25 protein-coding genes and 1 pseudogene are annotated in these 26,693 nt (G+C 63.9%); 12 read left to right on the top strand and 14 right to left on the bottom strand.

Features of this window, described 5'->3' with window-relative positions; genetic code table 11:
• Positions 1–98: 98 nt before the first annotated feature.
• Positions 99–890 carry a GntR family transcriptional regulator gene (locus tag NG701_RS06325; protein ID WP_252565427.1) on the top strand — a complete coding sequence of 264 codons (792 nt, stop codon included), beginning with the start codon at positions 99–101 and terminating at the stop codon, positions 888–890.
• A gap of 100 nt (positions 891–990) precedes the next feature.
• Here the strand turns inward: NG701_RS06325 and qcrB are convergent, their stop codons facing one another.
• The 4 genes from qcrB to ctaE all read right to left on the bottom strand — a co-directional run bounded on the left by qcrB (position 991) and on the right by ctaE (position 5,326).
• The gene (qcrB, locus tag NG701_RS06320) at positions 991–2,664 is read right to left on the bottom strand and encodes a cytochrome bc1 complex cytochrome b subunit (RefSeq protein WP_252565425.1); all 1,674 of its coding nucleotides are present in this window, start codon (positions 2,662–2,664) and stop codon (positions 991–993) included.
• Positions 2,642–3,712 (bottom strand): cytochrome bc1 complex Rieske iron-sulfur subunit, encoded by a 1,071-nt coding sequence (gene qcrA, locus NG701_RS06315; RefSeq protein WP_252565423.1) that lies wholly within the window; start codon positions 3,710–3,712, stop codon positions 2,642–2,644. The genes qcrB and qcrA overlap by 23 nt, the downstream gene beginning before the upstream one ends.
• 99 nt (positions 3,713–3,811) lie before the next feature.
• Entirely contained in the window at positions 3,812–4,600 is a 789-nt protein-coding gene (qcrC, locus tag NG701_RS06310; RefSeq protein ID WP_252565421.1) for a cytochrome bc1 complex diheme cytochrome c subunit, read from the bottom strand.
• 87 nt (positions 4,601–4,687) lie between these two features.
• A complete protein-coding gene (gene ctaE / locus NG701_RS06305) occupies positions 4,688–5,326 on the bottom strand; it encodes an aa3-type cytochrome oxidase subunit III (RefSeq protein WP_205630599.1) in 639 nt (212 codons plus the stop codon).
• A gap of 147 nt (positions 5,327–5,473) precedes the next feature.
• Between ctaE and trpD the strand changes: the two genes are divergently transcribed.
• Complete coding sequence (trpD, locus tag NG701_RS06300) at positions 5,474–6,532, top strand: anthranilate phosphoribosyltransferase (protein WP_252565419.1); 1,059 nt, start codon at positions 5,474–5,476, stop codon at positions 6,530–6,532.
• A 68-nt stretch (positions 6,533–6,600) separates the two neighbouring features.
• On the opposite strand, the gene NG701_RS06295 is transcribed toward trpD, so the two are convergent.
• Positions 6,601–6,882: an Lrp/AsnC family transcriptional regulator gene (locus NG701_RS06295; RefSeq protein WP_252565417.1), complete on the bottom strand. Its 282-nt coding sequence runs from the start codon at positions 6,880–6,882 to the stop codon at positions 6,601–6,603.
• A 120-nt stretch (positions 6,883–7,002) separates the two neighbouring features.
• Positions 7,003–7,398, bottom strand: a complete 396-nt coding sequence (locus NG701_RS06290; protein ID WP_252565415.1) for a DUF3054 domain-containing protein — start codon at positions 7,396–7,398, stop codon at positions 7,003–7,005.
• 110 nt (positions 7,399–7,508) lie between these two features.
• On the opposite strand from NG701_RS06290, the gene NG701_RS06285 reads away from it, so the two are divergent.
• From NG701_RS06285 to NG701_RS06265, 5 genes are all read left to right on the top strand, one after another.
• Positions 7,509–7,904 (top strand): VOC family protein, encoded by a 396-nt coding sequence (locus NG701_RS06285; protein WP_252565413.1) that lies wholly within the window; start codon positions 7,509–7,511, stop codon positions 7,902–7,904.
• A 22-nt stretch (positions 7,905–7,926) separates the two neighbouring features.
• Positions 7,927–8,397, top strand: a complete 471-nt coding sequence (locus tag NG701_RS06280) for a VOC family protein (RefSeq protein WP_252565411.1) — start codon at positions 7,927–7,929, stop codon at positions 8,395–8,397.
• Between the two features lie 1,796 nt (positions 8,398–10,193).
• Entirely contained in the window at positions 10,194–11,375 is a 1,182-nt protein-coding gene (locus NG701_RS06275) for a type III polyketide synthase (protein ID WP_252565409.1), read from the top strand.
• A gap of 12 nt (positions 11,376–11,387) precedes the next feature.
• Positions 11,388–12,080 carry a class I SAM-dependent methyltransferase gene (locus NG701_RS06270; RefSeq protein ID WP_252565407.1) on the top strand — a complete coding sequence of 231 codons (693 nt, stop codon included), beginning with the start codon at positions 11,388–11,390 and terminating at the stop codon, positions 12,078–12,080.
• Positions 12,073–13,215 carry an FAD-dependent oxidoreductase gene (locus tag NG701_RS06265; protein WP_252565406.1) on the top strand — a complete coding sequence of 381 codons (1,143 nt, stop codon included), beginning with the start codon at positions 12,073–12,075 and terminating at the stop codon, positions 13,213–13,215. Before NG701_RS06270 ends, NG701_RS06265 begins: the two co-directional genes overlap by 8 nt.
• A 23-nt stretch (positions 13,216–13,238) precedes the next feature.
• Here NG701_RS06265 and NG701_RS06260 read toward each other — a convergent pair whose 3' ends face one another.
• Positions 13,239–13,658, bottom strand: coding sequence for a nuclear transport factor 2 family protein (locus NG701_RS06260; protein WP_252565404.1), 420 nt, complete (start codon positions 13,656–13,658; stop codon positions 13,239–13,241).
• 59 nt (positions 13,659–13,717) lie between these two features.
• On the opposite strand from NG701_RS06260, the gene NG701_RS06255 reads away from it, so the two are divergent.
• Positions 13,718–14,383, top strand: coding sequence for a peptide deformylase (locus tag NG701_RS06255; RefSeq protein ID WP_252565402.1), 666 nt, complete (start codon positions 13,718–13,720; stop codon positions 14,381–14,383).
• Positions 14,384–14,395: 12 nt separating this feature from the next.
• Here the strand turns inward: NG701_RS06255 and NG701_RS06250 are convergent, their stop codons facing one another.
• Positions 14,396–16,393 carry a S9 family peptidase gene (locus tag NG701_RS06250; RefSeq protein ID WP_252565400.1) on the bottom strand — a complete coding sequence of 666 codons (1,998 nt, stop codon included), beginning with the start codon at positions 16,391–16,393 and terminating at the stop codon, positions 14,396–14,398.
• Between the two features lie 100 nt (positions 16,394–16,493).
• On the opposite strand from NG701_RS06250, the gene NG701_RS06245 reads away from it, so the two are divergent.
• The 4 genes and pseudogenes from NG701_RS06245 to NG701_RS06230 form a co-directional block, all read left to right on the top strand.
• On the top strand, positions 16,494–17,381 hold the full coding sequence (locus NG701_RS06245) for a methyltransferase domain-containing protein (RefSeq protein WP_252565398.1): 888 nt from the start codon (positions 16,494–16,496) through the stop codon (positions 17,379–17,381).
• A 103-nt stretch (positions 17,382–17,484) separates the two neighbouring features.
• Positions 17,485–17,949, top strand: a complete 465-nt coding sequence (locus NG701_RS06240) for an NfeD family protein (protein WP_252565396.1) — start codon at positions 17,485–17,487, stop codon at positions 17,947–17,949.
• A gap of 32 nt (positions 17,950–17,981) precedes the next feature.
• Positions 17,982–18,932, top strand: a complete 951-nt coding sequence (locus tag NG701_RS06235) for an SPFH domain-containing protein (protein WP_056340024.1) — start codon at positions 17,982–17,984, stop codon at positions 18,930–18,932.
• Positions 18,933–19,180: 248 nt separating this feature from the next.
• Positions 19,181–19,525: pseudogene (locus NG701_RS06230) on the top strand (RNA polymerase-binding protein RbpA); the annotation flags it as partial.
• A gap of 142 nt (positions 19,526–19,667) precedes the next feature.
• On the opposite strand, the gene NG701_RS06225 reads toward NG701_RS06230, so the two are convergent.
• The 6 genes from NG701_RS06225 to NG701_RS06200 form a co-directional block, all read right to left on the bottom strand.
• Positions 19,668–20,411: a polyprenol monophosphomannose synthase gene (locus NG701_RS06225; protein ID WP_252565394.1), complete on the bottom strand. Its 744-nt coding sequence runs from the start codon at positions 20,409–20,411 to the stop codon at positions 19,668–19,670.
• 117 nt (positions 20,412–20,528) lie between these two features.
• On the bottom strand, positions 20,529–22,184 hold the full coding sequence (locus NG701_RS06220; RefSeq protein WP_252565392.1) for an amidohydrolase: 1,656 nt from the start codon (positions 22,182–22,184) through the stop codon (positions 20,529–20,531).
• A 63-nt stretch (positions 22,185–22,247) separates the two neighbouring features.
• Positions 22,248–25,157 carry a DEAD/DEAH box helicase gene (locus NG701_RS06215; protein WP_252565391.1) on the bottom strand — a complete coding sequence of 970 codons (2,910 nt, stop codon included), beginning with the start codon at positions 25,155–25,157 and terminating at the stop codon, positions 22,248–22,250.
• 24 nt (positions 25,158–25,181) lie between these two features.
• Positions 25,182–25,976 carry a twin-arginine translocase subunit TatC gene (tatC, locus tag NG701_RS06210; RefSeq protein ID WP_252565390.1) on the bottom strand — a complete coding sequence of 265 codons (795 nt, stop codon included), beginning with the start codon at positions 25,974–25,976 and terminating at the stop codon, positions 25,182–25,184.
• Positions 25,977–26,024: 48 nt separating this feature from the next.
• Positions 26,025–26,300 (bottom strand): Sec-independent protein translocase subunit TatA, encoded by a 276-nt coding sequence (gene tatA / locus NG701_RS06205; protein ID WP_056340008.1) that lies wholly within the window; start codon positions 26,298–26,300, stop codon positions 26,025–26,027.
• Positions 26,301–26,332: 32 nt separating this feature from the next.
• Positions 26,333–26,686 carry a hypothetical protein gene (locus tag NG701_RS06200; protein WP_252565389.1) on the bottom strand — a complete coding sequence of 118 codons (354 nt, stop codon included), beginning with the start codon at positions 26,684–26,686 and terminating at the stop codon, positions 26,333–26,335.
• Positions 26,687–26,693: the final 7 nt, after the last annotated feature.

The following is a 26,693-nucleotide window of genomic DNA, read 5'->3' as shown; positions in this document are numbered from 1 at the left end:
GGGGGAGCAAGGGCGGTCCGTTGCTGGAACTGGTCTAGTCCAGCGACGCTGTTTGCCTTAAGCTTGGACAGTGAAAACTGACGCAAGGACGTACCTCCGTGGCTGCTAATGCCCGCGGCGTTGCCGGTGAAATTGACCGCAGCAACGGGACTGCCATCTACATCCAGCTCAGGGAGATCCTCCGGGCCTACATCAGCGATTCCTGTCCGCCTGGATCTGCCCTGCCCTCGGAACGGGACCTTGCCTTGCGGTTCGGCTTGGCCCGGATGACAGTCCGGCAGGCCATCGATGCCCTGGTGGGCGAGGAAGTCCTCGAACGGGTTGTCGGCCTCGGCACATTCGTGCGGAAGCCCAAACTCGACCTTCAGGTGAAACTCACCTCGTACAGCGAAGAGATGCAACGCCGCGGCATGATCCCCGCCGCCAAGGTCCTGAGCTTTGAACAGATCGGTGCCAGTGCCTTCCTGGCCCGTGAACTGCAGGTGGAGGAGGGGACACCACTGGTGCGTTTCCGTCGGCTGCTGCTGGCGGACGGTGAGCCGATGAGCGTGGACGAGAATTTCATCCCGGCGCAGCGCGTCCCGGGTCTTCTGGACGGCGAGCCCCCAACATCGCTCTACAACGTGCTGAGTGAGCAGTTCGGCCTCGTGATGGAGTGGGGGGAGGACATGATCGAGGCGACGGCCGCTTCCCCCTCTACCGCGCGCCTGCTCAACGTCGACGTCGGCGCCCCCTTGCTCAAAATCCAGAGGCACGCCTTTGTTGCCAGGGCGATGGTGGACTACTCGGTTTCGTATTACCGGGCCGACCGCTACAAACTATGGGTACCGCTCCAGCGGCCGGGTGCGAGGCCTGCCCGGAACCAATCGCTCGGCTACCGCAACCACTAGTAACGGGGCCAAAAGCCGGCAACAGCGGCGGCTGCCGTTAACGGGAAAGGCCCGGTCCAAATGGACCGGGCCTTTCCCGTTGGAGCATAGCTAGTGTGAATCAGTGGCTGAGGCTCTTGCTTTCCTCGCCGGCCTCTACTGCAGGGGCGTGGTGGCCGTGTGCGGCCTCCAGCTCTGCAGGCGTGGCCGGTGCAACTCGGTCCTCGAAGAACCACTTGGACAGGAAAGCACGCTGCTTTTCCTTGCGCGTCACAATGCCGTGGTCGTTGGGGACCGCTGGCAGCGGCGAGGGGGATTCGAATCCGACGAGCTTGTAGCGCTTGTACTCATCCAGCGGTGCGTGCACTTCGATGAATTCGCCATGCGGAAGGCGGACAATGCGTCCGGTCTCCCGGCCATGGAGTGCGATTTCGCGGTCCTTGCGCTGGAGCGCCAGGGCTACCCGCTTGGCAACCATAAACGCGATGACTGGGCCGATGAAGAACAAGGCGCGGAGCCAGTACGTCACATCGTTCAGGGACACGTGGAAGTGTGTGGCGATGAGGTCCGAACCAGCGGCCGCCCACATCACGCAGTACCAGACGAAGCCGGCGACGCCGATGGCGGTGCGGGTGGGGGCGTTCCGCGGACGGTCCAGGACGTGGTGTTCGCGGGTGTCCTTGGTGATCCAGCTTTCGATCCACGGGTACATGAACATCACCGTGAACAGAATGCCTGCGGGCACCAGGGCGGGCAGCAGAACGTTCAGCGTCAGGGTGTATCCGAAGACCACGTACTCGAACTGGAAGTCACCGATGACACCGGGCATAAGCCTCAGGGCGCCGTCAACAAATCCGATGTACCAGTCAGGCTGGGTACCGGCCGACACTGGTGAGGGGTCGTATGGGCCGTAGTTCCAGATCGGGTTGATCGTGAAGAAGGCCGCCATCAGGGCAATCACACCGAAGACGATGAAGAAGAAGCCGCCTGCCTTGGCTGCGTACACGGGGCCTAGCGGGTAGCCAACAACGTTGCCGTCGTTGCGGCCCGGGCCGGGGTACTGCGTGTGCTTGTGCACAACCACCATAAAGAGGTGCAGAACGATCATCAAAAGGATGAGCGCGGGTACGAGCAGGATGTGCAGCATATAAAGGCGGCCGATCACAGCCGTTCCCGGGAACTCTCCGCCGAAGAAGAAGAAGGAAATGTATGTTCCGACAACCGGGATTGCCTTCATAACGCCGTCGATGATTCGCAGGCCGTTGCCGGAGAGCAGGTCATCGGGGAGGGAGTAGCCAGTGAAGCCGGCTGCCATGGCGAGGATCAGAAGGACGCTGCCGACAACCCAGTTCATTTCACGCGGTTTGCGGAAGGCGCCCGTGAAGAAAACGCGCAGCATGTGCACGGCGATCGAGGCGACGAAGAGCAGTGCTGCCCAGTGGTGTACCTGGCGCATGAACAGGCCGCCACGGATGTCGAAGGAAATGTCCAGCGAGGAGCTGTACGCCACGGACATTTCGACATTCTTCAACGGCAGGTATGAACCGTCGTAGTGGGTCTCAGCCATGGACGGATCAAAGAAGAACGTCAGGAAGGTGCCCGAGAGGAGCAGGATGACGAAAGAGTAGAGGGCGACTTCACCGAACATGAATGACCAGTGATCGGGGAATACCTTGCGTCCGAATTCGCGCAGGATTCCTGATCCGCCAACTCGGGCGTCAACAAAATCAGTGATGCGTCCGGCTTTAGTCTTGGCGACGAAGGCGGGGGCTTCAGCTCTTGATGCTGCGCTCATGCTCATCACGCTCCCAGTAACTCGGTCCTACAGGTTCATTGAAGTCGCTGGTTGCGACCAGGTAACCCTCGGCGTCCACTGCAATCGGCAGTTGGGGGAGGGGCCGGCTGGCCGGGCCAAAGATCACTTTGCACTCGTTCGTGAGGTCAAAAGTGGACTGGTGGCACGGGCACAGCAGGTGGTGCGTCTGCTGCTCGTACAGAGCAACGGGGCAACCGACGTGGGTGCAGATCTTGGAGTAGGCAACGATTCCGTTGTAGCTCCAGTCTTCGCGGCCCTCTGAGGGGTTCAGCGAGGCCGGATCCAGGCGCATGAGCAGGACAACTGCCTTGGCCTTTTCGTTGAGCTTGCCTTCATGCAGTTCGTTCAGGCCCTCGGGAATCACGTGGAAAGCCGAGCCGATGGTGACGTCAGAGGCCTTGATAGGCGTGCCGTCGGGGTCGCGTGTGAGGCGCTTGAGCTTGCCCTCCTGCGGTGCCCACATGGTGTGGGACAGCGCCCGGTCGGGGCGGGGGCCAAGGTCACCGAAAACCGCAATCGCGGGAAGCGGGGCCAGGGCCATAGCACCAAGCAGCGTGTTGCGGATGAGCGGGCGGCGCTTAATGCCGGTCTCTTCCACGATGTCATCCACGATCCGCACTGCCGCCAGGCGGTCTTCTTCGGTGCGGATGGGATGGCGTTCTTCGGAGACTTCATGGTCCGGCATCAGGGCTTTGGCCCAGTGCACAATACCGGTGCCGATGCCAAGCATCGCAAACGCGGTGCCCAGGCCCAGCAGGGCGTTCTGCAGCCGGATGGTAGCGATGCTTGTGCCCTCGCCCAAGTCGATGGCGAAGTACGCCACCAGGAAGATCAGGGTGCCGACAACTGACGCGCCGAAAAGTACGGCGACCTGCCGTTCTGCACGCTTTGCGGCCTTCGGGTCCGTGTCGGCCAGGCGCAAACGGTGCGGGGGAATTCCAGGATCCTGGAACTTCTCCACCTCATTCTGACCAGCCGTAGCTACGGTGCCCGAGTGGTTCGGACTGCCGTCACTATGGTTGCCCATAATTCGCCTCATCCTTCTCTCGTCCCGGCGTCTGCCGGGTTAGTTTTCAATTTCAGACTGCTGACTGGGCAGCAGAAGTTCTTAAGTTTCCCGTTGCGCCTAAGACGTACGGGAAGTAAGCCAGATGGTGAACGCGATGATGACACCCAGGCCTGCAACCCAGACGAAGAGTCCTTCAGCGACCGGGCCCAAGGCGCCGAGGTCAGCGCCACCGGGGGAGCCGTTGGCCTCGATCTGCTTCAGGAACGTGACGATGTCTCGCTTGCCCTCGGGGGTGACGTTTGCATCACTGAAGACGGGCATGTTCTGCGGTCCGGTGACCATCGCTTCGTAGATGTGCTTGCCGGATACATCGGCAAGGGCGGGAGCGAACTTGCCGCGGGTGAGTGCACCGCCGGCTGCTGCTGCGTTGTGGCACATCGCGCAGTTCACGCGGAAGAGCTCGCCACCCTTGGCGGCGTCGCCCTGCTCATCAAGCAGGTGTTCTTCAGGAATTGCAGGGCCGGCGCCCAGGGAAGCTACGTAGGCTGAAAGCTGGTGGGTCTGGGCCTCGTTGAACTGGGCCGGCTTTTTGTACGCCTGGGGACCGTTCATCTGCATGGGCATCCGGCCGGTACCGACCTGGAAATCAACGGACGCGGCACCGACGCCAACCAGCGAGGGGCCATCCTGGCTGCCGCTCGCGCCCATGCCGTGGCAGGTGGCGCAGTTAGCTTCAAAGAGCTTTTCGCCCTCGGCGGTGTCATTGGCGCTGAAGCTGGTGGTGGATGCCTTGGCCTCGTTGACGGTGGTGGCCACGGCGTACAGCCCACCAGTGACGAGGAGTCCCATCAGTAGCAGCGCGATTACTGCGAGTGGGTGACGCCGCTTTTGCGAGAGAGCCTTCACGTGGTGGTTCCTTTATTCGATCGTGCGCCGGCTCCGTGAGCCGCTTTTTGAAATTCTGCCTCTTGTAGAAAAGGAATCAAAGCTTGACTACTTCAGTACGTAGATGACCAGGAAGAGGCCGATCCAGACAACGTCCACAAAGTGCCAGTAGTAAGACGTGACGATCGCGGAGGTTGCTTCGAAGTGGCCGAACTTCTTTGCTGCGAACGAGCGTCCGATGATGAAGAGGAAGGCTATGAGGCCGCCGATGACGTGCAGGCCGTGGAAGCCGGTGGTCATGTAGAACGCTGAGCCGTAGGCATTGGATGAGAGCGATACGTGCTCTGAAACAAGCATCGCGTATTCAGTTGCCTGGCCGGCGACGAAGAACGCACCCATGATGAAGGTCAGCGTGAACCATTCGTTCATGCCCCAGCGGGAGAACTGGAACGGGCCGCCTGTTTTGCGAGGCTGCAGCCGTTCGGCGGCGAAGACGCCCATCTGGCAAGTAAAGGAACTGGCCACGAGGACGATCGTGTTGACGAGCGCAAAGGGGAAGTTGAGCTTGGCTGTCTCTTCCGCCCACATCTGTCCGCTCGTGGAGCGCAGCGTGAAGTACATGGCGAAGAGACCGGCGAAGAACATCAACTCACTGGACAGCCAGACTACGGTTCCGACAGAAACCATATTGGGGCGGTTCAGCGTGGGGTGCGCCGGGGTACTGGGGGCATGGGTCGCAGATGTCACATAGACATTATGTCTATAAAAGTCCGTAGTTCCCAACGCGAACCGCCTTTTCGGGGGACTTTTTCTACAAAGACGCGAAATCACTGCGAAAACTTCCCGGCGGTGTTCACATTGGTCAGGTCCGAGGTGGCTCGATAGCATCAGAAGGTGACTTCTCAGGCAACCGCGCCGGCGGACAGCAACACTTGGCCGCGGCTCATATCGGCTCTTATCAACGGTACTGACCTCACAGCGGGCAACACCGCTTGGGCGATGGACAGAATCATGTCAGGAGAGGCGACCCCTTCGCAGATTGCCGGATTCCTGGTTGCCCTCAGCGCCAAGGGTGAAACTGTCGACGAAATCTCGGGCCTGGTCGACACGATGCTGCGCCATGCAACACCGATCGAGATCCCCGGTGAGAAGCTGGACATCGTTGGTACCGGCGGTGACCAGCTCAATACCGTCAACATTTCCACCATGTCTGCCCTCGTCGCTGCTGGCGCTGGAGCGAAGGTCGTAAAGCACGGTAACCGTGCAGCGTCTTCGTCCTCCGGATCTGCCGACGTGCTTGAAGCGCTGGGGGTCAGGCTCGACCTCCCGGTGGCTCAGGTGGCACGCAACGCGGGTGAGGCTGGAATCACTTTCTGCTTCGCGCAGGTATTCCACCCGTCTTTCCGTCACACCGCCGTGCCCCGCCGGGAGCTCGCCATCCCCACCGCTTTTAATTTCCTGGGGCCGCTGACCAACCCTGCCCGGGTACAGGCCTCGGCCGTGGGAGTGGCGAATGCCCGGATGGCTCCGCTGGTTGCAGGCGTTCTGGCGAAGCGGGGCAGCCGCGGCCTGGTTTTCCGTGGCAATGACGGGCTGGACGAACTGACTACGACGGGTCCTTCAACCGTTTGGGAAATCCGTGAGGGCGCGGTCGCTGAACTGAATTTCGAACCGGCCGGGCTGGGCATCCGTCCCGCGACTGTGGAGGAACTCCGCGGCGGGGACGCCCAGGCGAATGCCGCCGTCGTCCGTGATGTCCTTGCCGGCAAGACCGGCGCAGCACGGGATGCCGTGCTGCTTAACGCGGCCGCTGGACTGGTGGCTTTGGATGTATCGTCCGAGGGCCCGTTCCTGGAGCGTATGCGTTCGGCGCTTGCCCGGGCCGCGGAGTCGATTGATACCGGTGCCGCGGCTGCGGTCCTCGATAAGTGGGTTTCACTGACGCGGCCCTGACCCGTGTACACAGAAAGACGCGGGCCCGGCTGTGAAACCGGGCCCGCGTCTTTTCCGGGGAAGTGGTCCTACTGTTCGAAGCCGAGCGCGAATGCCGCGTCGAGATCGTGCTGGGAGTAGGCACGGAACGCAATGTGTGTGGTCGTGTGAACCACCGCGGCTACCTTTGACAGCTTGTCGGCAATCACGTCAGCCAGGTCCTCGTGCCGGGCGACGCGGGCAACAGCGATGAGGTCCCATTCGCCTGTGACGGAATAGACCTCGCTGATGCCCGGGATCGCGGAAATTTCCTCGGCGGTTTCCGGGATGCGGGCGGCGTCGGTCTTGATCAGAACGAATGCGGTGATCACTGTTCAATCCTTCCGGATCTGTTGGCCGTAGCTGTGCCCGGCAAGACTCTGTGGTGATGCCAGCCTATTACATGGGAGGTGTTCATCAGGCGTGGCGCGGGCGCGTGGCCGGCAGCGTGGTCACGACTTTCGAAGCCTGCGTACCAGTGCAAGAAGTGCCCGGTAGCCCACCAGAAACAGCCCCAGGCTCAAGAGCGCAACAACCACGAAGGCCAGTACTACGCTTTGTCCCGTCAGCGCCCTTAGGATCATGCCGCCGGCCACGGCGCCAAGCCAGACCACGGCGCCGGTTGCCATGGACAGGGGACGCTGCCAGGCCCGCCCCGCAAGCCAGGCGATGGCGGCCGCAGCCAGGAACGGCCATGCGGTGAGAAACACGCCGGTGACGATGTCGCCGCGCTGGTGGGCATCCCTGCCGATCGCTGCGAAAACGAGGATGAGGACGGCGTCGGACAGTGCGGCGGCGGTGATGGCGCGCCCGCCGCCGGTTAAAGATTGGTGCTGGGTCCAGGTCATGGCTTCGAGCCTAACCCGGCGATGGCGGCGGCCCGGTCCTGATGCTTGCCGGGGTGCGGGGGATTATGGAAGATGGGTGGGACAACGGCGCTCGTCAAGGGGGAGGCACAGTGCGTCTGATCCAGGTGGCCCAGCAGGCACACGACCTCCAGCGGGCCGCTGAGTTCTATTCACTTCTGCTTGGGGTGCAGCCAGCGGCGGTCTATGACACGCCGGGGCTGCTGTTTTTCGATCTGGAAGGCGTCCGGCTCCTGCTGGAGCGCGGCGCGCCGTCGTCGGTCCTCTTTTTGGAGGTGGAGGACGTCCGGACAAGCATCAGCGTCCTGCAGGGCAGGGGAGTGGAGGTGGTTGCGCTGCCGAAGGTGGTCTTTCACCATGGCGACGCCGCCCTCGGTCCGGCAGGAACCGATGAGTGGATGGCCTTCATCCGTGACTCGGAAGGGAACACGGTGGGGCTGGTTAGCCGGCACCCTCCGGCCGTTGTGCCGGGTGCGGCCCCGGACTAGGCTCTTGCCGGAAGGAGCAACCATGCAAAAGATTTCCACGTGCCTGTGGTTCGAGAACCAGGCCGAAGAAGCGGCCGAGTTCTATGTGTCGGTCTTCGGCGATTCCAGGATTCTGGACGTCTCGCGGTTCGGCGAGGGCGGTCCCGGCCAGGCCGGGCAGGTCATCACCGTTGAGTTTGAGGTCGAGGGCCGGAAGTTCATGGCACTCAATGGGGGAGCGGCGGCCAATTTCACGGAAGCCGTCTCGTTTGTGGTCGACTGTTCGGACCAGGAGGAAGTGGACCGCTACTGGTCGGCGTTGACGGACGGCGGGGCGGAGAGCCAGTGCGGCTGGTTGAAGGACCGTTACGGCGTCTCCTGGCAGATCGTGCCGGCGGTCCTGGGCTCACTGATTGGCGGTCCGGATCCGGAGGGCGCCCAGCGCGCAATGCAGGCCATGCTGGGCATGCAGAAGCTTGACATTGCCGCACTTCAGATGGCTTACGACGGGTAGGAAGCGCTGCGCAGCCCGGGTCGACTCGACAATGAGGTCATTTCCGTAGCCTGAGTCGCACTTGCCGTCGTGGATCACGCCCGACCCGGGGCCACGGCGTAGTTTTCCATAGAGTCGAATACCGCCGCATGCACTCCCGTAACGGTTCGCGCGCAGTCGCGGACAAAGGACGCACTTTCTCCGTTGCCGCCAATCCACATGTCGATCCACAGGGAATCACCTCCGTGTTCGTCGGCGCCGATGTGGCTGGGGGCCGTTCTCCAGAGCCGGTCTGTCCCCATGCCATGGGTGGTGTCAACGGCTGCTGGTGTCCTTTCTCAATTTAGTTGGCCACCTTGACGTGGGAAAAGGCCAGATAAATTGAGACGGATGGGGTAGGAACCGTCTCAATTTAGTTGGCCATTCCGTATCGAACGCTCGGCGTCCTTGTCCCACGGGGGTGAGGTCAGGGGAAGCAGGCTGAGGCCCAGTGCTGGCTGGGTGCCGTGGCCGGGGGTAGTTCCGCTTGCCCTGCCACGAGAAGAACGCCCGGACCGGAAGCGCCGACTCAAGCCCGAGCGATGCCAGAGCCCCAGAAAGCGGCGTATTCGCCATCCGCCCGTCCAGACGCGCCAACACACGGGTCTCGTCCGTCATGTTCGAAGGCAGCGACCTCAGCGCGGCAGCAGCATCCATGGTGGCCAGATTAACTGAGACAAACCCCAGAAATCCGTAGGTGGCCAGGTAAGTTGCGAAAATGGCCAACTAAATTGCGACAGGACAGCTGGAGAGGTGCAGCGTGATTCATCTGATGAGATACGAAGGGTTCTACTTTACATAATGTAGATTATCGGCGTTCTCGGAGAGCGGAGAGTGGCCTACGTTAAGCCGACGCTAAGCGGGCGCTGTGGATTGCCAGCCTTGTTGGCGAATTGCCAAACGATCTGGCGAATTTTGCCAGCGAGTTAGCGAATCGCCGGTTCCGATCGGTCATGCGAGCCGCGAATGGTGCGCGTTGGACCGGGTCGGCGCTTGGCCTCGGCGACGCAACCCGACCCGACCCTGAACTCTACTGGAACGAACTTTTGGCCGATTCTAGTGGCAACGCGAGCCGCTCGAGAGCTGCTCATACGGGCGCGTTCTTTTGGGTCAGCTGCCCGCACCGTTGGCCAACAAAGGCCACCCGAATTCCCGCTTCGGCCACGCTCCTCGGCTCGCCAACTAGGCTGGCAAGCCACGGGCGCCTCCGGGGCTTCCGTTTGATGTTGCCGCAGGTCAGGTCCGGCTGGTCGCCCTGTGACCCAAAGCCATGATTTATGCCTCATGGAACTACACGCGAGTGATTGGCTTGTTCCGCGCCGAGCAAGGCAACGTTTAGGTCACCGGTCGGCGCACACGCCGAAAAGATCGCCCGAAATGCTCTTGCGTGTGGTCATTCCCTAGTTGGCAACGCCTTTGCGTTTCCGCAGGCCGTGTCCGACTCCGGGCAGGGCACATCCCCCTGGGATGCCCCCGTACTCCCATGAAGAGGCTCTTTTCCATGCGCAGAAAAAATCTGCTGGCTGCCGGCATGCTCACGGTTCTACTCGCCACCTCGGCGTGTGGCGCCGTAACCGGCGTCCCAAAACTCGTCCGCTCGGTCTTCGGGGCTGGCCAACGCCGGCGTTGAAGCCAGCTCCAGCACCCAGCCCGACAAGCTGGCGACAATTCGCCGGCCCCCGCTTTTGTGTCCGGAACACCGGCCGGCTGCACAGGAAACGGCTCCCCCGGCCAGCCCGGCCATTGTCTAATCCCGAGTGCTCGCCAAGAATGAACCAATGACGGTCTACCTGCGTTCACTTGAAACTGCTGTTCCGCCGACGGTGCTTGTCCAGGCCGAAGCCCGTGATGTTTTTGGAGCCCAGCCGGGCCTGACCAGATTGGGCTCGCGGCTGGTGAGTACCTGCTTCGATTCAGCCGCCATCATTACGCGGCATACCGCCGTCGAAGAAATGACCATGGCGTTCCGTTCGGACGATCCGCAGTTCTTTGATCCCGCCACGGGTCTGCTCCTGAACCCCACCACCAAGGTGCGCAATGAGATCTTCGCCCGGGAAGTCACCAAACTTTTCATCGAGTCCGCCCGGGCTGCCGTGGATGCCTGCCCGGATCTCGCCTTACTTGACATAACCCACGTCATTACCGTCTCCTGCACAGGGTTCTTCAACCCCGGTCCTGACTATAAGATCGTCCGCGCGTTGGGGTTGGATCCGGCGGTCCAGCGTTATCACCTCGGATTCATGGGCTGCTACGCCGCCTTTCCAGCACTGCGGGCAGCCAAGTCCTTCTGTGAAGCAGATCCGCAGGCCGTTGTCCTGGTGGTCTGTGCCGAGCTGTGCTCCCTGCACGTGCGGACCTCGAACGATCCCGACACGATCATGGGTTCGGCGCTGTTCGCCGACGGGGCGGCGGCAGCCATCATTACGGCCCGGAACGATCCGGACTCACCTGCCCTGATGCAACTGGACCACTTCGAAACCGTCCTTACGCCGGTGGGCGAGGAATCCATGGCGTGGAACATCGGCGACCACGGCTTCGAAATGGTGCTGGGCAACTACGTCCCCCACATCATCGACGATCACATCATCGGCGCCCTCACACCGCTGCTGGCCCGGGATCCCTCGTTGCGTAGAATCCCCTACCGTGACATCCGCCATTGGGCCATCCATCCCGGCGGCCGGAGCATCCTGGACAAGGTCCAGACGCGTCTTGAACTCACGGACCAGCAACTCGTTCCGGCACGGGATACGCTGCGGGACTACGGCAATATGAGCAGCGCCACCGTGCTGTTTGTCCTCAGGCACATCCTGGAGCAGCCACCGGTGGAGGGTGAGGAACGCATCTGCTCCATGGCGTTCGGCCCCGGACTCACGGTGGAAACCGGGCTCTTCACGAAACTCCGCCAGGCCGCCACCGCGAAACGGGCGGTGCAGCCCGAGGCGGCCTCGTCACTGGCCTGAACTGTGTCCCTGATGCGGCAACGGGCTGTGGACGCAGTGGAAATGATGGACTTGCCGGACTGTGATCCCACCAAACTGGAGCTCACGTACCAACAGTTCGGACTGGTGAACCGGCTCTTCTCCGGCTGGCGGCGGCTGTATTGCCGCGAGCTTCGCCCTCTGCTCTCCCAGGAGTCTGCAACCACGCTCCTCGACATAGGATGCGGCGGTGGGGACCTGGCACGCCAGCTCGCCCTCTGGTCTGCCCGGGACAAACTGCTGCTCGACGTCACCGGCATTGACCCGGACGCCAGGGCATACAGCTACTCGTCACGCCACCCCCACCACGTCTCACTCCGGTTCCGCCAGGCGGACAGTGCCGACCTGGTCCGCGAAGGCCGCCGGTTCGACGTCGTTATCTCGAACCACGTCATCCACCACCTCCAACCAGCAGACCTGGCTCAGCTCCTGGCAGATTCGCAAGACCTGGCGCGCCGGATTTCCCTGCACAACGACCTCCGCCGGAATATCGCAGCCTACGCACTTTTCTCCCTGGCGGCCCTCCCCCTCCGCGGCTCGTTCATCCGTGCGGACGGCCTGACCTCGATCAGGCGCAGCTACACCCCGGCAGAACTCACTGCCGCCGCTCCCCCGGGCTGGCACGTGGCGCGCCACTCCCCTTTCCACCAGGTCCTCATCCACCGCCCGGACCATCCAGATGGTTGACGTGGTGATCGTCGGCGGCGGACCCGTGGGCCTCTATCTCGCCGCCCTGCTGCTGCAGGAAGGCGTCGCGGTGAGGGTCCTTGAACAGCGGCTTCACCGGGAATCCCACTCGCGGGCCATCGGCATCCATCCCCCCGCCCTCGCGGCCCTGGAGAGAGTGGGCGTGGCCCGCGCCATGGTTGATGCCGGCGTGCAAATCCGCGGCGGCATTGCAGTCAGTGGCGCGAAGACCGTAGGGTCAATGTCCTTCGCGTCGGTCTCGGAGCGCTTCCCGTTTGTCCTGTCGCTCGCCCAGTTCACAACGGAATCCCTGCTGGAGCAGCGTGTACACGAACTCGACGGTGAGGCGCTCGTCAGGGGCGCCAGGGTGACGGAAATAGCGGACGACGGCGGACTGGTCACCGTCCGAACTGCGGCCACCAAGACGGGCAGTGCCGGTGCCCGGATCACCTCACGGCTTTTGGTCGCCGCCGACGGCTCGCGGTCCATGATGCGTAGCCTGCTGGGCATCCGGACCACGTCCCGAACCTATCCCGACCATTATGTGATGGGTGATTTCGAAGGTTCCGGCGAAAACCTGAACGAAGCCGTCCTGTACCTCGAGGCCGAAGGGATAGTGGAATCCTTTCCGCTGCCGGGCGGTCTCCGCCGCTGGGTAGTGAGGATTCCCCGGCCCGAACCGGTCCCGGACGCCGTCGAACTGGCACGGATGGTCCACCACCGCACGGGGATCCGGCCGGACCCGGCCACCAACACCATGCTCAGTAGCTTCAGCCCGCGCTCCACGGTGGCGTGCCGATCAGTCGCGGGGCGGGCGGTCCTGATCGGTGATGCTGCCCATGAAATAAGCCCCATCGGCGGCCAGGGCATGAACCTTGGCTGGCTGGACGCGGCGGAACTCGCGCCGATCATCTGTGATGCCATGGCGGGGGAACCGGTTGGCCAGCGACTGCACGCCTATTCCGCCCGGCGTCGTAAGGCCGCCTCCGCGGCGCGGTGGCAGTCCGAAGTGAATATGACGCTGGGGCGCCCGCTGGGGCCGCCGTTCCTGGCGTTGAGGAACCGGGCAGTCAGCGCGGTGTCCGGCTTTCCGGCGGCCAACAGGCTGGTGGCCCGCCGGTTCACCATGCAGTGACCCCCGCGCCGGAGGGCGCCGGGTCAGGAGTTCACGAAGTAGCAGTCGTAACTGTCCTGGCTGATGATCAGGCCGTCACGGACTTCAAAGACCGACGACGTCCGGGCGCGGATGGTCTCCCCGGCATCCCAGTACCGCAGGTCCATAAGCGTCCTCGCCGACCAGTCGGCCTCCACCACAACCCGACCGCCTTCGCAGGTAGTGCGGCGGATCTCGAACTTCTGGTCCGCCACTACTTCGCGGCTTTGATCGGCACCGGCCATCGCCTGGCCCCGCGTGCGTGTGGAGCCTTGGGGCGCGAGCAGGTGCGGCGCTTCAAGCAGGACGAAGTCCGCAGCGAGGAAAGGGCCGATGGCCCCGCCGTCACCGCCGGCTTCCAGGGTCCGGATAAAGTCCAGGACAAGTTCCAGAGCGTTGGGTTCGGACGCAGTCAGTTCAGCCATGGCATCGACATTAGCCGACGCGGCCGACGCCGTGCGGCGTCCGCCGCTAGGCTTTCCGCATGACCGCTGTATCACCGCCCACTTCAATCACTCCTGAGCACCTGAGGGAACGGGTACAGGAAATCCTGTCCGCGGGATCGCTGCCGCCCATCGTCCAGGCCGGGAATCCCGTACTCCGCCAGCGGGCCGCGGCCTTCGACGGCCAGATCAGCGCCGGCGAGCTGGACCAGTTGATTGCCCTCATGCGCGAAGTGATGCACGAAGCCCCTGGTGTGGGGCTGGCCGCCCCGCAACTCGGAATCCCGCTGCAGCTGGCAGTCCTTGAGGACCAGTACGACGTCGACCCGGAGGCCGCTGCACTGCGGCACCGTAGCCCGCTGGAGTTCCTCACCGTCATCAACCCGCGCTACACGGCCGTCGGAACGGAAACGGCCGCGTTCTTCGAGGGGTGCCTCTCGTTGAGCGGCCTGCAGGCAGTGGTGGTACGGCCTGAACGGGTGCTGCTCCGATTCGATACCCCCGGAGGCCTGGCGTCGGAACGGGAATTCGAGGGCTGGCAGGCGAGAATTGTGCAGCACGAGACCGATCACCTCCATGGCACCCTGTACGTTGACCGCGCCGAGTTGAGGTCCTTGAGCTCCAGCGCCGAGTATGCCGCCAGCTGGGCCGAGCCGGGGATCGGAAAGGCCCGTGCCGCCTTGGGATTCCTGCCCGAGAATCCCTGACGCGCCTACGGATCAGTCCGGCGGTACGGCTGCCGGATTCGCGTCGGTCGGGAGGAGCCCGGCCCACCAGCGCAGGATGTGCTCGAATCTCTGCCGCCGGTGCTGCGGCCTGCCTGACCGGGAAAGTTCATGGTCCTCACCCGGGAACACCAGCAGCCGGGCTTCCACACCCTGCCGCTTCAGGGCCGTGAAATACCGCTGGCCCTGCTCCAGCGGACACCTGAGATCGTTTTCGCTGTGGATGACCAGCGTCGGAGTCTGCACGTTGCCCGCGTGTTCGAACGGGTTTTGGGCGGCGACTTCCACCGCCGAGCCACCGAGGTATTCGCCGCCGAAGTACCAGCCAATGTCGGCCGAGCCCTCGAAACTGACCGGGTCCAGGAATCCACGCTCCACAATGGCACCCTTGAACCGGTGGTGGTGCGCTATGGTCCAGGCGGTCAGATATCCGCCGTACGAGCCGCCCATGATGCCCAGCCGGCCCGCGTCCAGCGCCCGAAATTTGGCCAGCGCCCCGTCCAGGAACGCGAGGACATCCTCCATGTCGTCGGTGCCAAAGCGGCCCTTGATGGCCAGCCCGTGTTCCCGGCCGTAGCCGGCAGAGCCGCGCGGATTGCACATCAGCACGGCATAGCCCGCAGCCGCGTACACCTGGGCTTCGTCGAACAGGGCAACGGTGAACTGGGCAAACGGCCCGCCATGGATGTTCAACAGGACCGGGTGCGGACCCTTGCCTGGAGGCCTGACGAGCCAGCCATGGACGGGATAGCCATCGGGCGCCTCAAACGTCAGTTCCTGTGGAACCACAATGTCCGTCTGTGTCCGCAGAACGGCCGAAAAGTCTGTCAAGAGCCGCATCTGGCCGTCGTCGAACACTGCGAGGTCCCCGTGGGTGGACGGATCGCTGAATACGACGAGCAGCGAGCCACCCGCCCACGCAGCCCCCGTCACCACCTTGTCACCGTGCACCAGCAGGGCATGCCCGCCCGTCGCCCCCAGCTCGAGGAGCTCAACCGAGCCTTGCGCGTTGTTCAGGACCAGGGCGTGGTCAGGGCCGCGGAGCTCAATCCGGGTACCCGGGGCGGCAACATCCATCAACTCAGGATCGGTCAGCGCAACCGGCATGCCGCCGTCAGCCGCGACGCAATACAGCACGGCGTTACGTGCCACAAAGTCCCGGCCCGAACCGCCCAGGTCCCGGGCAATGTAGAACAGCCATTTGCCGTCCCGGGACTGCCGAACCTCCGTGACACTTTGAGATGAGGCTACTCCGTGACCCACCGGGACGGGGTCGCCGCCGGTGACCGGCACCTTGTAGATCAAGGTGGCCAAATCGTCGTCGTTCTCCGGCGGTGCCGCCACGAAGTAGACGGCTGATCCGTCTGCACTGAAAACCCCCGGGCCGGCGTCCGTGGCGAGAAATGTCAGCTGCCGGGCTGCCGGCATTGAGGGCGCCGCCTGCGATGTCAGCGGCTCGCCGCCAAGTTCCGGGACGTCCACGATGAACAACTGCAGCGGCTTGTCGCGCGTGTAGCCAACGCCGTTCAGCCGGTACTGATACGTGGAAATCAACCGGGGTTCCTCCGCCTCTGTGGTGACGGTTTCGCTGCTGCCGTACCTCCCTGGCTCCGGCTCGCGGGAGCTGAAAACTATCCGGTGCGAATCAGGAGACCACGCGAAAGACTCCACTCCGAGCAACCTGTCCGTGATGACCTGGGGTTCACCGCCGCCGGCCTCCACCACGACGAGCTGCGCTTTCGACGACGGCCCGACCGTCCGGAGGAAGGCGAGGACCAGTCCATTAGGAGAGAAGGCAGGGCCGGTGTCCCGGAAGCCCCTGGTTATTCGCCGCGGCAACTGCTCCTGGTTTAACGGAATGTTCCACAACTGGCCCACGTAGGAATCAGCATTGAAATCCGGCCTGGTCACCGACACAACAGCACGGCTGCCGTCCGGGTGAACGGCCGGCGCGGAGACGGAATTGAGCAGCGGGAGGTGTTCTGGCTTCACCCATGTGAGCCTAACGTGCGACTTTCGCCGAGGCGAACACCCGGCCGGAACACTCGCGCGGGCGCCGCGCCGGCTCGCTCCCCGCCCTAAGATGGTCCGTATGCCATCAAGCCCTCGCTCTCCGCTGCGCTGCCCCGTGTGCGGCGCCGCACTGAATGTCCAGGGCAGGCCGGGTGACGCGGCGCGCAAGGCCTTGGTCTGCGGATCCGGGCACAGCTTCGACGCGGCGAAGCAGGGCTACTTCAACCTGCTGGTGGGCAAGGGGACAGTCTTTGAAGCCGACACCGCAGAGATGGTGGCGGCCCGCTTCGCTTTCCTCGACGGCGGGCATTACCGCCCCCTGGCAGACGCCGTCGCGGCCGCCGTCGTGCCCGGGATAACCCCCGGCGAACCATTCACAGTCCTCGATTCGGGTACGGGGACCGGCCACTATCTCAGGGTGGTGCTGGATGAGGTGCAGCGGCGCACCCCCAGCTGCGCCGCCGTCGCCCTCGACATCTCCAAGTTCGCGCTCCGCCGCGCCGCCCGCCTCAACCCCGAGGCCATCAGCCTCGCCTGCGATGTCTGGCAGCCGCTCCCCGTGGCCGACGCCGCCGTCGACGCCATCACGGTGATCTTCGCTCCCCGAAACGCCGCCGAATTCGCCAGGGTCCTCCGCCCCGGCGGGAGACTGGTGATGGTGACGCCGCGCGCGGGACACCTGGCCGCCGTTGCCGCCCAGGCAGGGATGCTGTCCATAGAGGACGACAAGGACGCGCGGCTGACAGAATCCCTCTCGCCGCACTTTGCCGCCGAGTCCACCCGGGACCTGGATGTCCTGATGATGCTAACGCCCGGCGAGCTGGCTGACCTGGCCTTCATGGGTCCGGCCGGGCACCACCTGGACCGCACGGCCATTTCTGCCAAAATCGGGAGCGGCGAGGTGTCGACCCAGGTGGAGGCACGATTCCGGATCACGGTCTTCTGTCCGGCACGGTCCGCACCGTAACGACTTGGCCACGTTCAACCGCTGCCCTTCACGCAGCCTGCCGTCCTGCTTTCCGGCGGACTAGGATAAATAGACAGCTACCGAATGGTCAAGGGGGGACGGAATGTTTGAATGGCTCGGCGAAAACTGGTGGGCCCTGTGGCTCACCGCCTTCCTCGCGTTCGCAGTGATCGAAATGATCACCCTTGACCTGTTCTTCATCATGCTCGGCGGCGGAACACTTGCCGCGCTCGTCGCAGGTTTTGCCGGCGCTGACCTGTGGCTGCAGATTGTGGTGTTCTGCGTCGTCTCACTGCTGATGATCGCCTTTGTCCGCCCGGTGGCACTAAGCCACCTGAAAAAGGGACCCGCCGACCAGCGCACCAACATTGACCGGCTCATTGGCGAGCAGGCCCTTGTGATGGAAGCAGTCAGCTCCACCGGTGGCCTCGTCAAGATCGGGGGCGATGTCTGGAGCGCCCGGTCCTCCGGCGGCGTCCTGCCTGCCGGCCAGAAGGCAGTGGTCTCCGCCATCGACGGGGCCACGGCTGTTGTTTCCGCCCAGCCGGAGCAGGCCACTCAGTCCTAAGTACAGCCTAACAATTGGGGAATAGGAGTCGTATGGATAACGCAGGAGGAGCCGCCCTGGCCATTGTGCTGGTGGTCCTGATCGTGTTCGTGATCATTGTCTTGGTCCGCTCCGTGCGGATTATCCCGCAGGCGAGGGCCGGCGTCGTTGAACGGCTCGGCAAGTACCAGCGGACCCTGAACCCGGGACTCACCATCCTGATCCCGTTTGTGGACCGGCTCCTGCCGCTCCTGGACCTGAGGGAGCAGGTGGTGTCCTTTCCACCGCAGCCGGTCATCACCGAAGACAACCTGGTGGTGTCCATCGACACTGTGGTGTACTTCCAGGTCACTGATCCGCGCGCCGCCACCTATGAGATTGCCAATTACATCCAGGCCGTGGAGCAGCTCACCACTACCACCCTGCGTAACGTTGTGGGCGGCCTGAATCTGGAAGAGGCGCTCACATCCCGCGACCAGATCAACGGCCAGCTGCGCGGTGTCTTGGACGAGGCAACCGGCCGCTGGGGGATCCGGGTCTCGCGCGTGGAGCTCAAGGCCATTGACCCGCCCCACTCGATCCAGGACTCGATGGAGAAGCAGATGCGGGCCGAGCGAGACCGCCGCGCTGCGATCCTCACGGCCGAAGGCACCAAGCAGTCCGCCATCCTCACGGCCGAGGGCCAGCGGCAAGCGTCGATCCTTGCGGCTGAGGGCGATGCCAAGGCGGCCATCCTCCGCGCAGACGGTGAGGCACAGGCCATCCAGAAGGTCTTTGACGCCATCCACAAAGGCAACCCCGACCAGAAGCTCCTGGCCTACCAGTACCTGCAGACGCTTCCGAAAATCGCAGAGGGATCATCAAACAAGCTGTGGATCATTCCCAGCGAAATTGGCGAGGCACTCAAGGGCATCGGCCAGGCGCTCGGCGGTACCAATCCTGATCCGACCGCGGGCGGCGGCGGGCTGTTCGACGAGGAACCCGCTAAACAGCCTGGGTCCTGACACGGATTTGCCTCATACGGGGCGGGAGGGGATTCGCGCTTGGTCGCGGGTCCCCTCCCGTTTTGCGGCTAGGCCCCACGCCGGTATAATTGAGTATTTGTCCGGTCGGACCAGATCCGCTGGAACAAGAAAGCTTCGCAATGCGTTGAATCTTATGATGCAGCACAGTGCACACAGTAGTCCGGGGCGGTTATGCCGTTCCGGCTTGCGTGGAGTCCTGCTCCGCGAACCGACCAGAGGGAGAAAACATGAGCGATCGCAGCCTGCGGGGTATGCGCCTTGGCGCGCAGAGCATGGAGACCGAGTCCGGCGTTGAGCCGGCTCCGCGCCAGCGCGTCGAATACCGGTGCGAGGACGGCGAGCAGGTCTTCGTGACGTTCTCTTCAGAGGCTGAAATTCCTCCTGTGTGGGTTTCCAAGACCGGCAAGGAAGCACTCCTCGTTGATGGCGAACGTCCGGACACCAGCAACGAAAAGGCTGTCCGTACGCACTGGGACATGCTTCTCGAGCGCCGTTCCCTTCCGGAGCTGGAGCAGATCCTCGAGGACCGGCTGACCATCCTGCGCGAACGCCGTGGCGAACGGCGCAGCGCCNCGCTGGAACAAGCTCACAGGCAAGAAGGATCCGGCACAGGGCTGACCTGCAACGCCGTTAGGACAAAAGATAAGGGCCGGCCCGGCAACGTGATCACGTTGCCGGGCCGGCCCTTATCTTTTGTCCTAACGGCGTTGCAGGTCAGCCCTGTGCCGGATCCTTCTTGCCTGTGAGCTTGTTCCAGCGTGCCTGCAGGCCCCACCTGGTGACGTTGACCATCGCCTCAACAACAATGTTGCCGCTCATCTTTGATGCTCCGAGCTCGCGCTCCACGAACGTAATGGGGCGTTCCTCGATCCTGAGGCCCAGCTTGGCTACACGCCACGCCAAGTCAACCTGGAAGCCGTAGCCCACTGAATCGACCTGGTCGAGGTTCAGTTTTTCCAGCGTGGTCCGCCGGAAGGCGCGGTAGCCGCCGGTGACATCCTTGATCTTCAGGCCCAGCATCAGCCGGGCGTACGTGCTGCCAGTGCGTGAAATCGCCTGCCGGTACAGCGGCCAGTTGACCACGCTGCCACCGGGGACCCACCGGGATCCCATGGCAAGGTCCGCGCCCTGTTCAACGGCTTCCAGCAGTTGGGGAAGTTGTTCGGGCTGGTGTGAGCCGTCCGCATCCATTTCCACCAGGACGTCGTAGCCTGCCTCGAGTCCCCATTTGAACCCGGCAATGTAGGCGGCTCCCAGGCCTGCCTTGCCTTTGCGGTGCAGGACGTGAACCTGTGTATCCTCGGCGGCAAAGCCGTCCGCAAGCTGCCCGGTGCCGTCCGGGCTGTTGTCGTCCACCACCAGAACGTCCGAGGCCGGTACGGCTGCGCGGAGGCGTTGGAGAGTCTTGGGCAGCGATTCCAGCTCGTTGTAAGTAGGAATGATGGTGAGGACGCGCACAAAGGGCCTTCCTGGATGGGAGCGGTCGGAGCGGCTGAATCGAAGCGGAGTAGCTGGCGGTCAGGCGCAACTACCTATTATAGGGCGCTTTATGGGGGCGCTGGCCGGTGTGTCCGGTCAGGAGCGCAGTGCCGGACTGGAATACAGCTCCACGCCGGCCTTCACGGTCTGCAGGCACACCGGGTCTACGCCGGTGTCCAGTGCAGGGAGAAGGGGCGTGCGGGCACGCGGATCCGTGCTCCAGGACTGGACACGGCCGTCCGCCACCTGGACCATGAGCTCCTCAACATCCCAGACAGCGAAACTGGCTGGTGCGCCGGGAACCAGTTGCCCGGCCATCGGGTTGTGGTGCTTAGCTGCCCGCCAGCCCGCGCGGGTGTGGCCGAGGAACGCTGCGCGGGCCGAGATCCGTTCAGCGTGGTTGTGGTGTTCCAGGCAGGCACGCACGCTGGACCACGGGCGCAGCGGTGTCACCGGGCTGTCGCTGCCGAAGCAGATGGGAACACCGGCAGCATAGAACGAGGCAAACGGGTTCATGGAGCGGCTCCGGCTCCCCAGGCGCTGCTCATACATGCCGCCTTCGTTCCCCCAGTCAGCGTCGAAGCGTGGCTGGGCGCTGACGGTGACTGAGTAGCGGGCCAGCTGTTGCACTGATTTGGGGTCTGCGACTTCCACATGTTCGAAGCGGTGGCCGGCGGCACGGATCCGTTGTTCGCCCACTTCGGCGGCCGCGAGTTCCAGTGCCTCCAGCGCGGCATCAAGTCCCGCGTCGCCGATGACGTGGAAGCCGCCCTGGATGCCCAGCAGCGAGCAGGCCGCCAGGTGGGCGCCGGCCTGCTCTGCCGAGAGGTAGAGGCTGCCCCGCTCCCCCGCCGCGTCGCTGTAGCCGGCCCTCAGCGCCGCTGTCCTGGAGCCGAGGGAACCGTCAATGTTCAGGTCGCCTGCCAGGCCGCGCACGGGTACGCCCAGTTCGTCCAGCAGCGCCCGGGCCTGATCCTCGGAGGTGGCCAGTTCGCCCCAGTACGGCAGGATTTCCGGCATGGGCTCTGCGGCCGCCGTGTTCCATGCGGCGGCAAGGCGAAGGTCGGAAACTCCGCCGATATGCGGCGCGGCCATCTCCGCCAGTGCCACATAACCGTTTTCAGCCGCTTCGGTCAGGGCGCGCCGCTGGTAGGCCAGGAGGCTGGCCTCCGGGAGGCGCCGTGCTTCCTGGCGGGCCGCTGTATGGGCGGCCCGCTTCACTTGTGAACCCGCGCTGTAGCCGTCCAGCCCGCCAAGCCCGGCGGCGGCAGCCAAGGAGGAAGAGACCAACGCCGAATGCGCATCCACCCTGGCCAAGAACACGGGCCTGCCGCCGGCGGCCTGCTCAAGCTCCTCGGGCGCCGGCAGGGCCGGGTCCTCCCACGTGGATTCATCCCAGCCATGACCCAGCAGGGGGCCGTCGCCTTTGGCTGCGGCCACGGCATCGAGTAATTGCCGGGCGGAACGGATCCCGCCCAGTTGGAGGGAACCCAGTGCGATGCCGGTTTCCGTGAGGTGGACGTGGGAGTCAACAAACCCCGGCGCTACGAGGGCTCCATGGAGGTCGATGATCTCCATGGAACTGTCGGCGATGGAGGATGCCGCCTGCTCGGAGCCGACCCAGGCAACGGTGTCGCCGTCAACGAGCATGGCGGTGGCAAAGGGGTCTGCTGCTGTGTAGACCGAGCCGTTGCGGTACAGGACCACCTTCCGCTCGTGCGGCGCGGGCGTGGTGGAACGTTCAGTGGTCATGCGGGCGAAGCTCCTGGGGCTAGGGGGAAGAAGGCAGGCTGCCGGTGCATCAGAGCCGGGACATCAAAGTACGGAAGAGTAGGCCACGACGCCGCGGCGGATGAGTGATATTGCTTCTGCGCAAAGCCTGGAGACGCGCGGATCCAGGCCGGGAATCTTGGCGAGCTGGTCCAGGAGGTCGATGACCTGTTTGACCCAACGGACGAAGTCGCCCGCCGCCAGGTCCGTGCCGTTGAGCACTTCCTGGAGGTGGCGTCCCTTGGCCCATTTGTACATCGGCCAGACAAGACCGAGTTCCGGTTCGGCAGTCAGCGGAAGTTTGTTCGCCTCTTCCACGTCCTCCAGGGCCGACCATTCCCGGACCACCACATCCACGGACGATTCAAGCGAGACGCTGGGCATCCGGGGGCGGAGGCCCCTGTCCTCGCGTTTGGCCTGGTAGACCAGGACGCTGGCCAGGGCCGCTACTTCGACGGCGTCCAGGTCGTTGAGCGCGCCCAGCCGCAGTGCTTGCGAAATCAGCAGGTCCTTCTCGCCGTAGATCCGGCGGAGCAGCTGGCCGTCCGGGCTGATGGCCAGGCGCCCGTCAGCTCCCGCTTCCAGGTAGCCGTAGGCGGAAAGGACATCGCAGACGCGATCGAAGGTCTTGGCAATGGTGTTGGTCCGGCCCTGGATCTGCCGGACCAGGGCATCCGTCTCCCGGCGCAGCTTCCACCAACGCTCTGACCAGCGCGCGTGGTCTTCACGCTCGCTGCAGCCGTGGCAGGGGTGGGCCCGGAGCGCCCGGCGAAGCTCCGTGATGCGTTTCTCCTGATGGGGCAAAACGGACCCCATGCCAAAATCGGTGCTGCGGCCGGGGGCAGGCGGGCGGTTCTCGCGCAGTGCATTCCTGGCCGACGATGCGAGGTCACGCCGGGATTTCGGGACCTTTGCGTTGAACGACTTCGGAATGCGGATCCGTGTCAGGGGCGCGATGGGGCCCTCAAGGTCCTCGGTGCCGATTCGCCTGAGCTGGTTGTCGAGCGTCAGGATGGCAGGCCGCGGCTCCCTGCCGCTGTGGTCCGAGCTGAGCACAATCGCCGGTCCGGGCGCCCGCCCGCCCGGGACGTCCACCACGTCGCCGGGCATCAGCCGCGCCAGGGAGTCTTCATTCAGCGACTTATGAGCCCGGGACTTGCTGCGGGAGGTGACATTCTCGGCGTCGGACAGTTCACGGCGCAACCGGGCATACTCGGTGAAGTCTCCGAGGTGGCAGGTCATGGATTTTGCGTATCCCGCGAGGGACTCTTCGCGGCTGCGCACCTGCTTGGCAAGTCCGACAACGGACCGGTCAGCCTGGAACTGCGCGAAGGAGGATTCAAGGATTTCCCGCGCACGTGCGCGGCCAAACTGCGCCAACAGGTTGATGCTCATGTTGTACGTCGGCCGGAAGCTTGAGTTCAGCGGATACGTACGCCGCGAGGCGAGGCCGGCAACAGCAGCAGGGTCCGTGCCCGGCTGCCACAGGACAACGGCATGGCCTTCGATGTCGATGCCGCGGCGGCCCGCGCGGCCGGTCAGCTGCGTGTACTCCCCCGCGGTGATGTCCACGTGGGCTTCGCCATTGAACTTGTCGAGCTTCTCCAGGACCACGGAGCGGGCCGGCATGTTGACGCCCAGGGCCAGCGTTTCGGTGGCGAACACAGCCTTGACCAGGCCCTCGACGAATAGCTTCTCCACTACTTCCTTGAAGGTGGGAAGCATGCCGGCATGGTGGGCCGCGAAACCACGCAGCAGGCCATCCCGCCACGTCCAGAAGCCGAGGACGTCCAGATCCTCTGACGGGATGTCCTGCCCGGCCTCGTCAACGCGCTGCGCAATGATCTGCTGCTCCTTCTCCGTGGTCAGCCAGAGTCCGGACGAGACACATTGGGCAACGGCGGCATCGCAGCCTGCCCGCGAGAAGATAAACGTGATGGCGGGCAGGAGGTCCTGCCGGTCCAGGCTGGCAATCACTTGGGGACGGCTGGCCTTCCGGACGGCGCCGGGCTGGGCTCCCTGCCGGGGGCGGTCCTCTGTCCGTTGCCGGTGCTGCCGGCGCTGGCTCCGTCCGCCGTGGCCGAAGCGTCCGGCGAAACTTTGCTGGCCTTCGCTGCGGGCCATTTTGAGCAGGTCCGGATTGACCTCGAACCCCGGCCCGTCCGCGTCTTTGGTGGCCGCGGTGAGCCGCTCCTGGACCGGTAGTGGAGCTCCGGTCTCCGCATCCGCGGGCGGCGCGATTTCGTCGAAGGTGGTTTCTCCGGCGAACAGGTCCACGATGTCCCGGCCCACCATAACGTGCTGCCACAGGGGAACCGGGCGGTGCTCGGAGACAATGATGTCGGTGTCGCCGCGCACGGTATCCAGCCAGGCACCGAATTCTTCTGCGTTGGAAACCGTGGCGCTGAGGGAGGCTACCTGGACTTCGCTGGGGAGGTGGATGATGACTTCCTCCCAGACGGCACCACGAAAGCGGTCCGCGAGGTAGTGGACTTCGTCCATGACCACAAAGCCGAGGTCATCCAGGGTGTCCGAGCCCGCGTAGAGCATGTTCCGGAGGACTTCCGTGGTCATGACCACCACGGGGGCGTCGCCATTGATGCTGGTGTCGCCGGTAAGTAGACCGACGTTTTCCGCCCCGTACTTTTCGGAGAGTTCCGTAAATTTTTGGTTGCTCAGAGCCTTGATCGGGGTGGTGTAGAAGGCCTTGAGGTTTCGTTGCAAAGCGAGATAGATGGCAAATTCGCCCACGATGGTTTTACCGGCACCAGTGGGGGCAGCCACCAACACTCCCTTGCCGTCCTGGAGGGACCGGCAGGCGAGGCGCTGGAATTCGTCAAGTTCAAAATCAAGGGTGCGGACAAACCCGCCGAGGTAGGTGCCCGCTTCGGCCGTGCGTTCCGCGCTGGCCCGGTAGCTTTCAGAGGGCGAGAGTGGCCCGGAAATAGAGGACATGCCTCAAGCCTAGTGCGCCGCGCGCTACAGGTTCTTCAGTTCGGTGCCGGGCGTCGCGATGTCGGCTGTCGCGTCCGTCTCAGCAGCCTGTTTCGCCACGCGCTTGTCACGGCGCTTGTCGTTGAAGATACACAGCCCGATCGCCGCGAAGAACAGAATCAGCAGCGGCGCAGCAAGCAGGAACATGGACAGCGCGTCCGTGCCTGGTGCGGCCAGTGCCGCCAGGACAAAGACCAGGAAGACGATAATCCGCCAGGCTTTGAGGATGGTCCGGCCCCTGACCACACCGGCCATGTTGATGCCGACCAGGATCACGGGGACCAGGAAAGAGATCCCGAGGATAAGCAACATCTGCGTGGCAAACGTCAGGTAGTCGGTGGCCGAGATGTTGTTGGCGCCGGTGGCGGGTGTGAACTGTAGCAGCGCCCTGACCACGGTGGGGAACACGAGCCAGGCTACAAACACACCGGCCAGGAACAGGGGCACAGCGGCCGCCATGAAGCCGAGCGTGTAGCCGCGTTCCTTCTTGGTCAGACCCGGGGTGATAAAAGCCCACACCTGATAGATCCAGACAGGGCTGGAGATAACCAGCCCTATCTGGATGGCAATCTGGATCTTGAAGGCAAAAGGATCTGCGATGGTCGCAAAGTTCAGGACCGCGGTGCGCCCCGTATCCCGGGCAATGGAAATCAGCGGGTCCGACAGGCTGGCCACGACTGGATCGTAAAGGAACCAGCCGCCCACGCCGGCAACCAGCACAGCAATCGCCGATTTGATCAGCCGGTTCTTGAGCTCTTTGAGGTGGTCCCAAAGAGCCATCCGCCCCTCAGGGTTGGACTTACGGCCCCGCGTCAGTGCCACTTCGGGTTAGGCGCGGGTCGACGGCGGAACGTCAGTGCCGTCGGTCGGCTCACCGGGCTTCGCCGGCGGGTGGTTAACGATCTTGCCTTCCACCGGGCCGGAAGCCGTGTCGGTGGAGTCGGTTTTGCCGTCGTTCTTCATTTCCTTGACCTCGGACTTGATGATCCGCATGGACTGGCCAAGGCTGCGGGCCATGGCAGGGAGTTTGGGCGCGGCGAAAAGCAGCAGCGCAACGACGATAATAATGACAATTGGCCACGGGCCATCAAAGAGTCTTCCCACGGGAAATCCTTTCCTCTAACAACATCCTACGTCTAACTGAGATTGAGATCGCGAAGTGACTGGGGCTGGCCCCGATCGTGCTTACGCTGGACGCGCCTCTGGCGGCGGCCCTCCCGGCGGGATGACTTGGATGCGTCGTAATCATGACGCATCTGGGCCGGTGAGGCAAAAACAGCCGCACCGGGCGGAGCTGACCCTGGCGGCTGGGAGCCGTCATCGACGGTGGCCGCTGCCGGCGCCAGGTGTGCCACTTTAGCTCCGGCGGCGCCCAGGTCCTTCATTACCGCCATGAACTGGCGGTACAGCCGGATGCCCAGGAGGACATAAAAGAGCAGGGAGAGCGCAATAAGCGCAATCCAGATCAGGATCCAGGACCACCAAGGCATGCTGACG

Origin of the sequence: Pseudarthrobacter cellobiosi (genome assembly GCF_023913815.1) — a bacterium.
GTDB lineage: Bacteria > Actinomycetota > Actinomycetes > Actinomycetales > Micrococcaceae > Arthrobacter > Arthrobacter cellobiosi.
The sequence above is the reverse complement of the archived record's forward strand: the minus strand, read 5'-3'. Positions and strand labels throughout refer to the sequence as shown.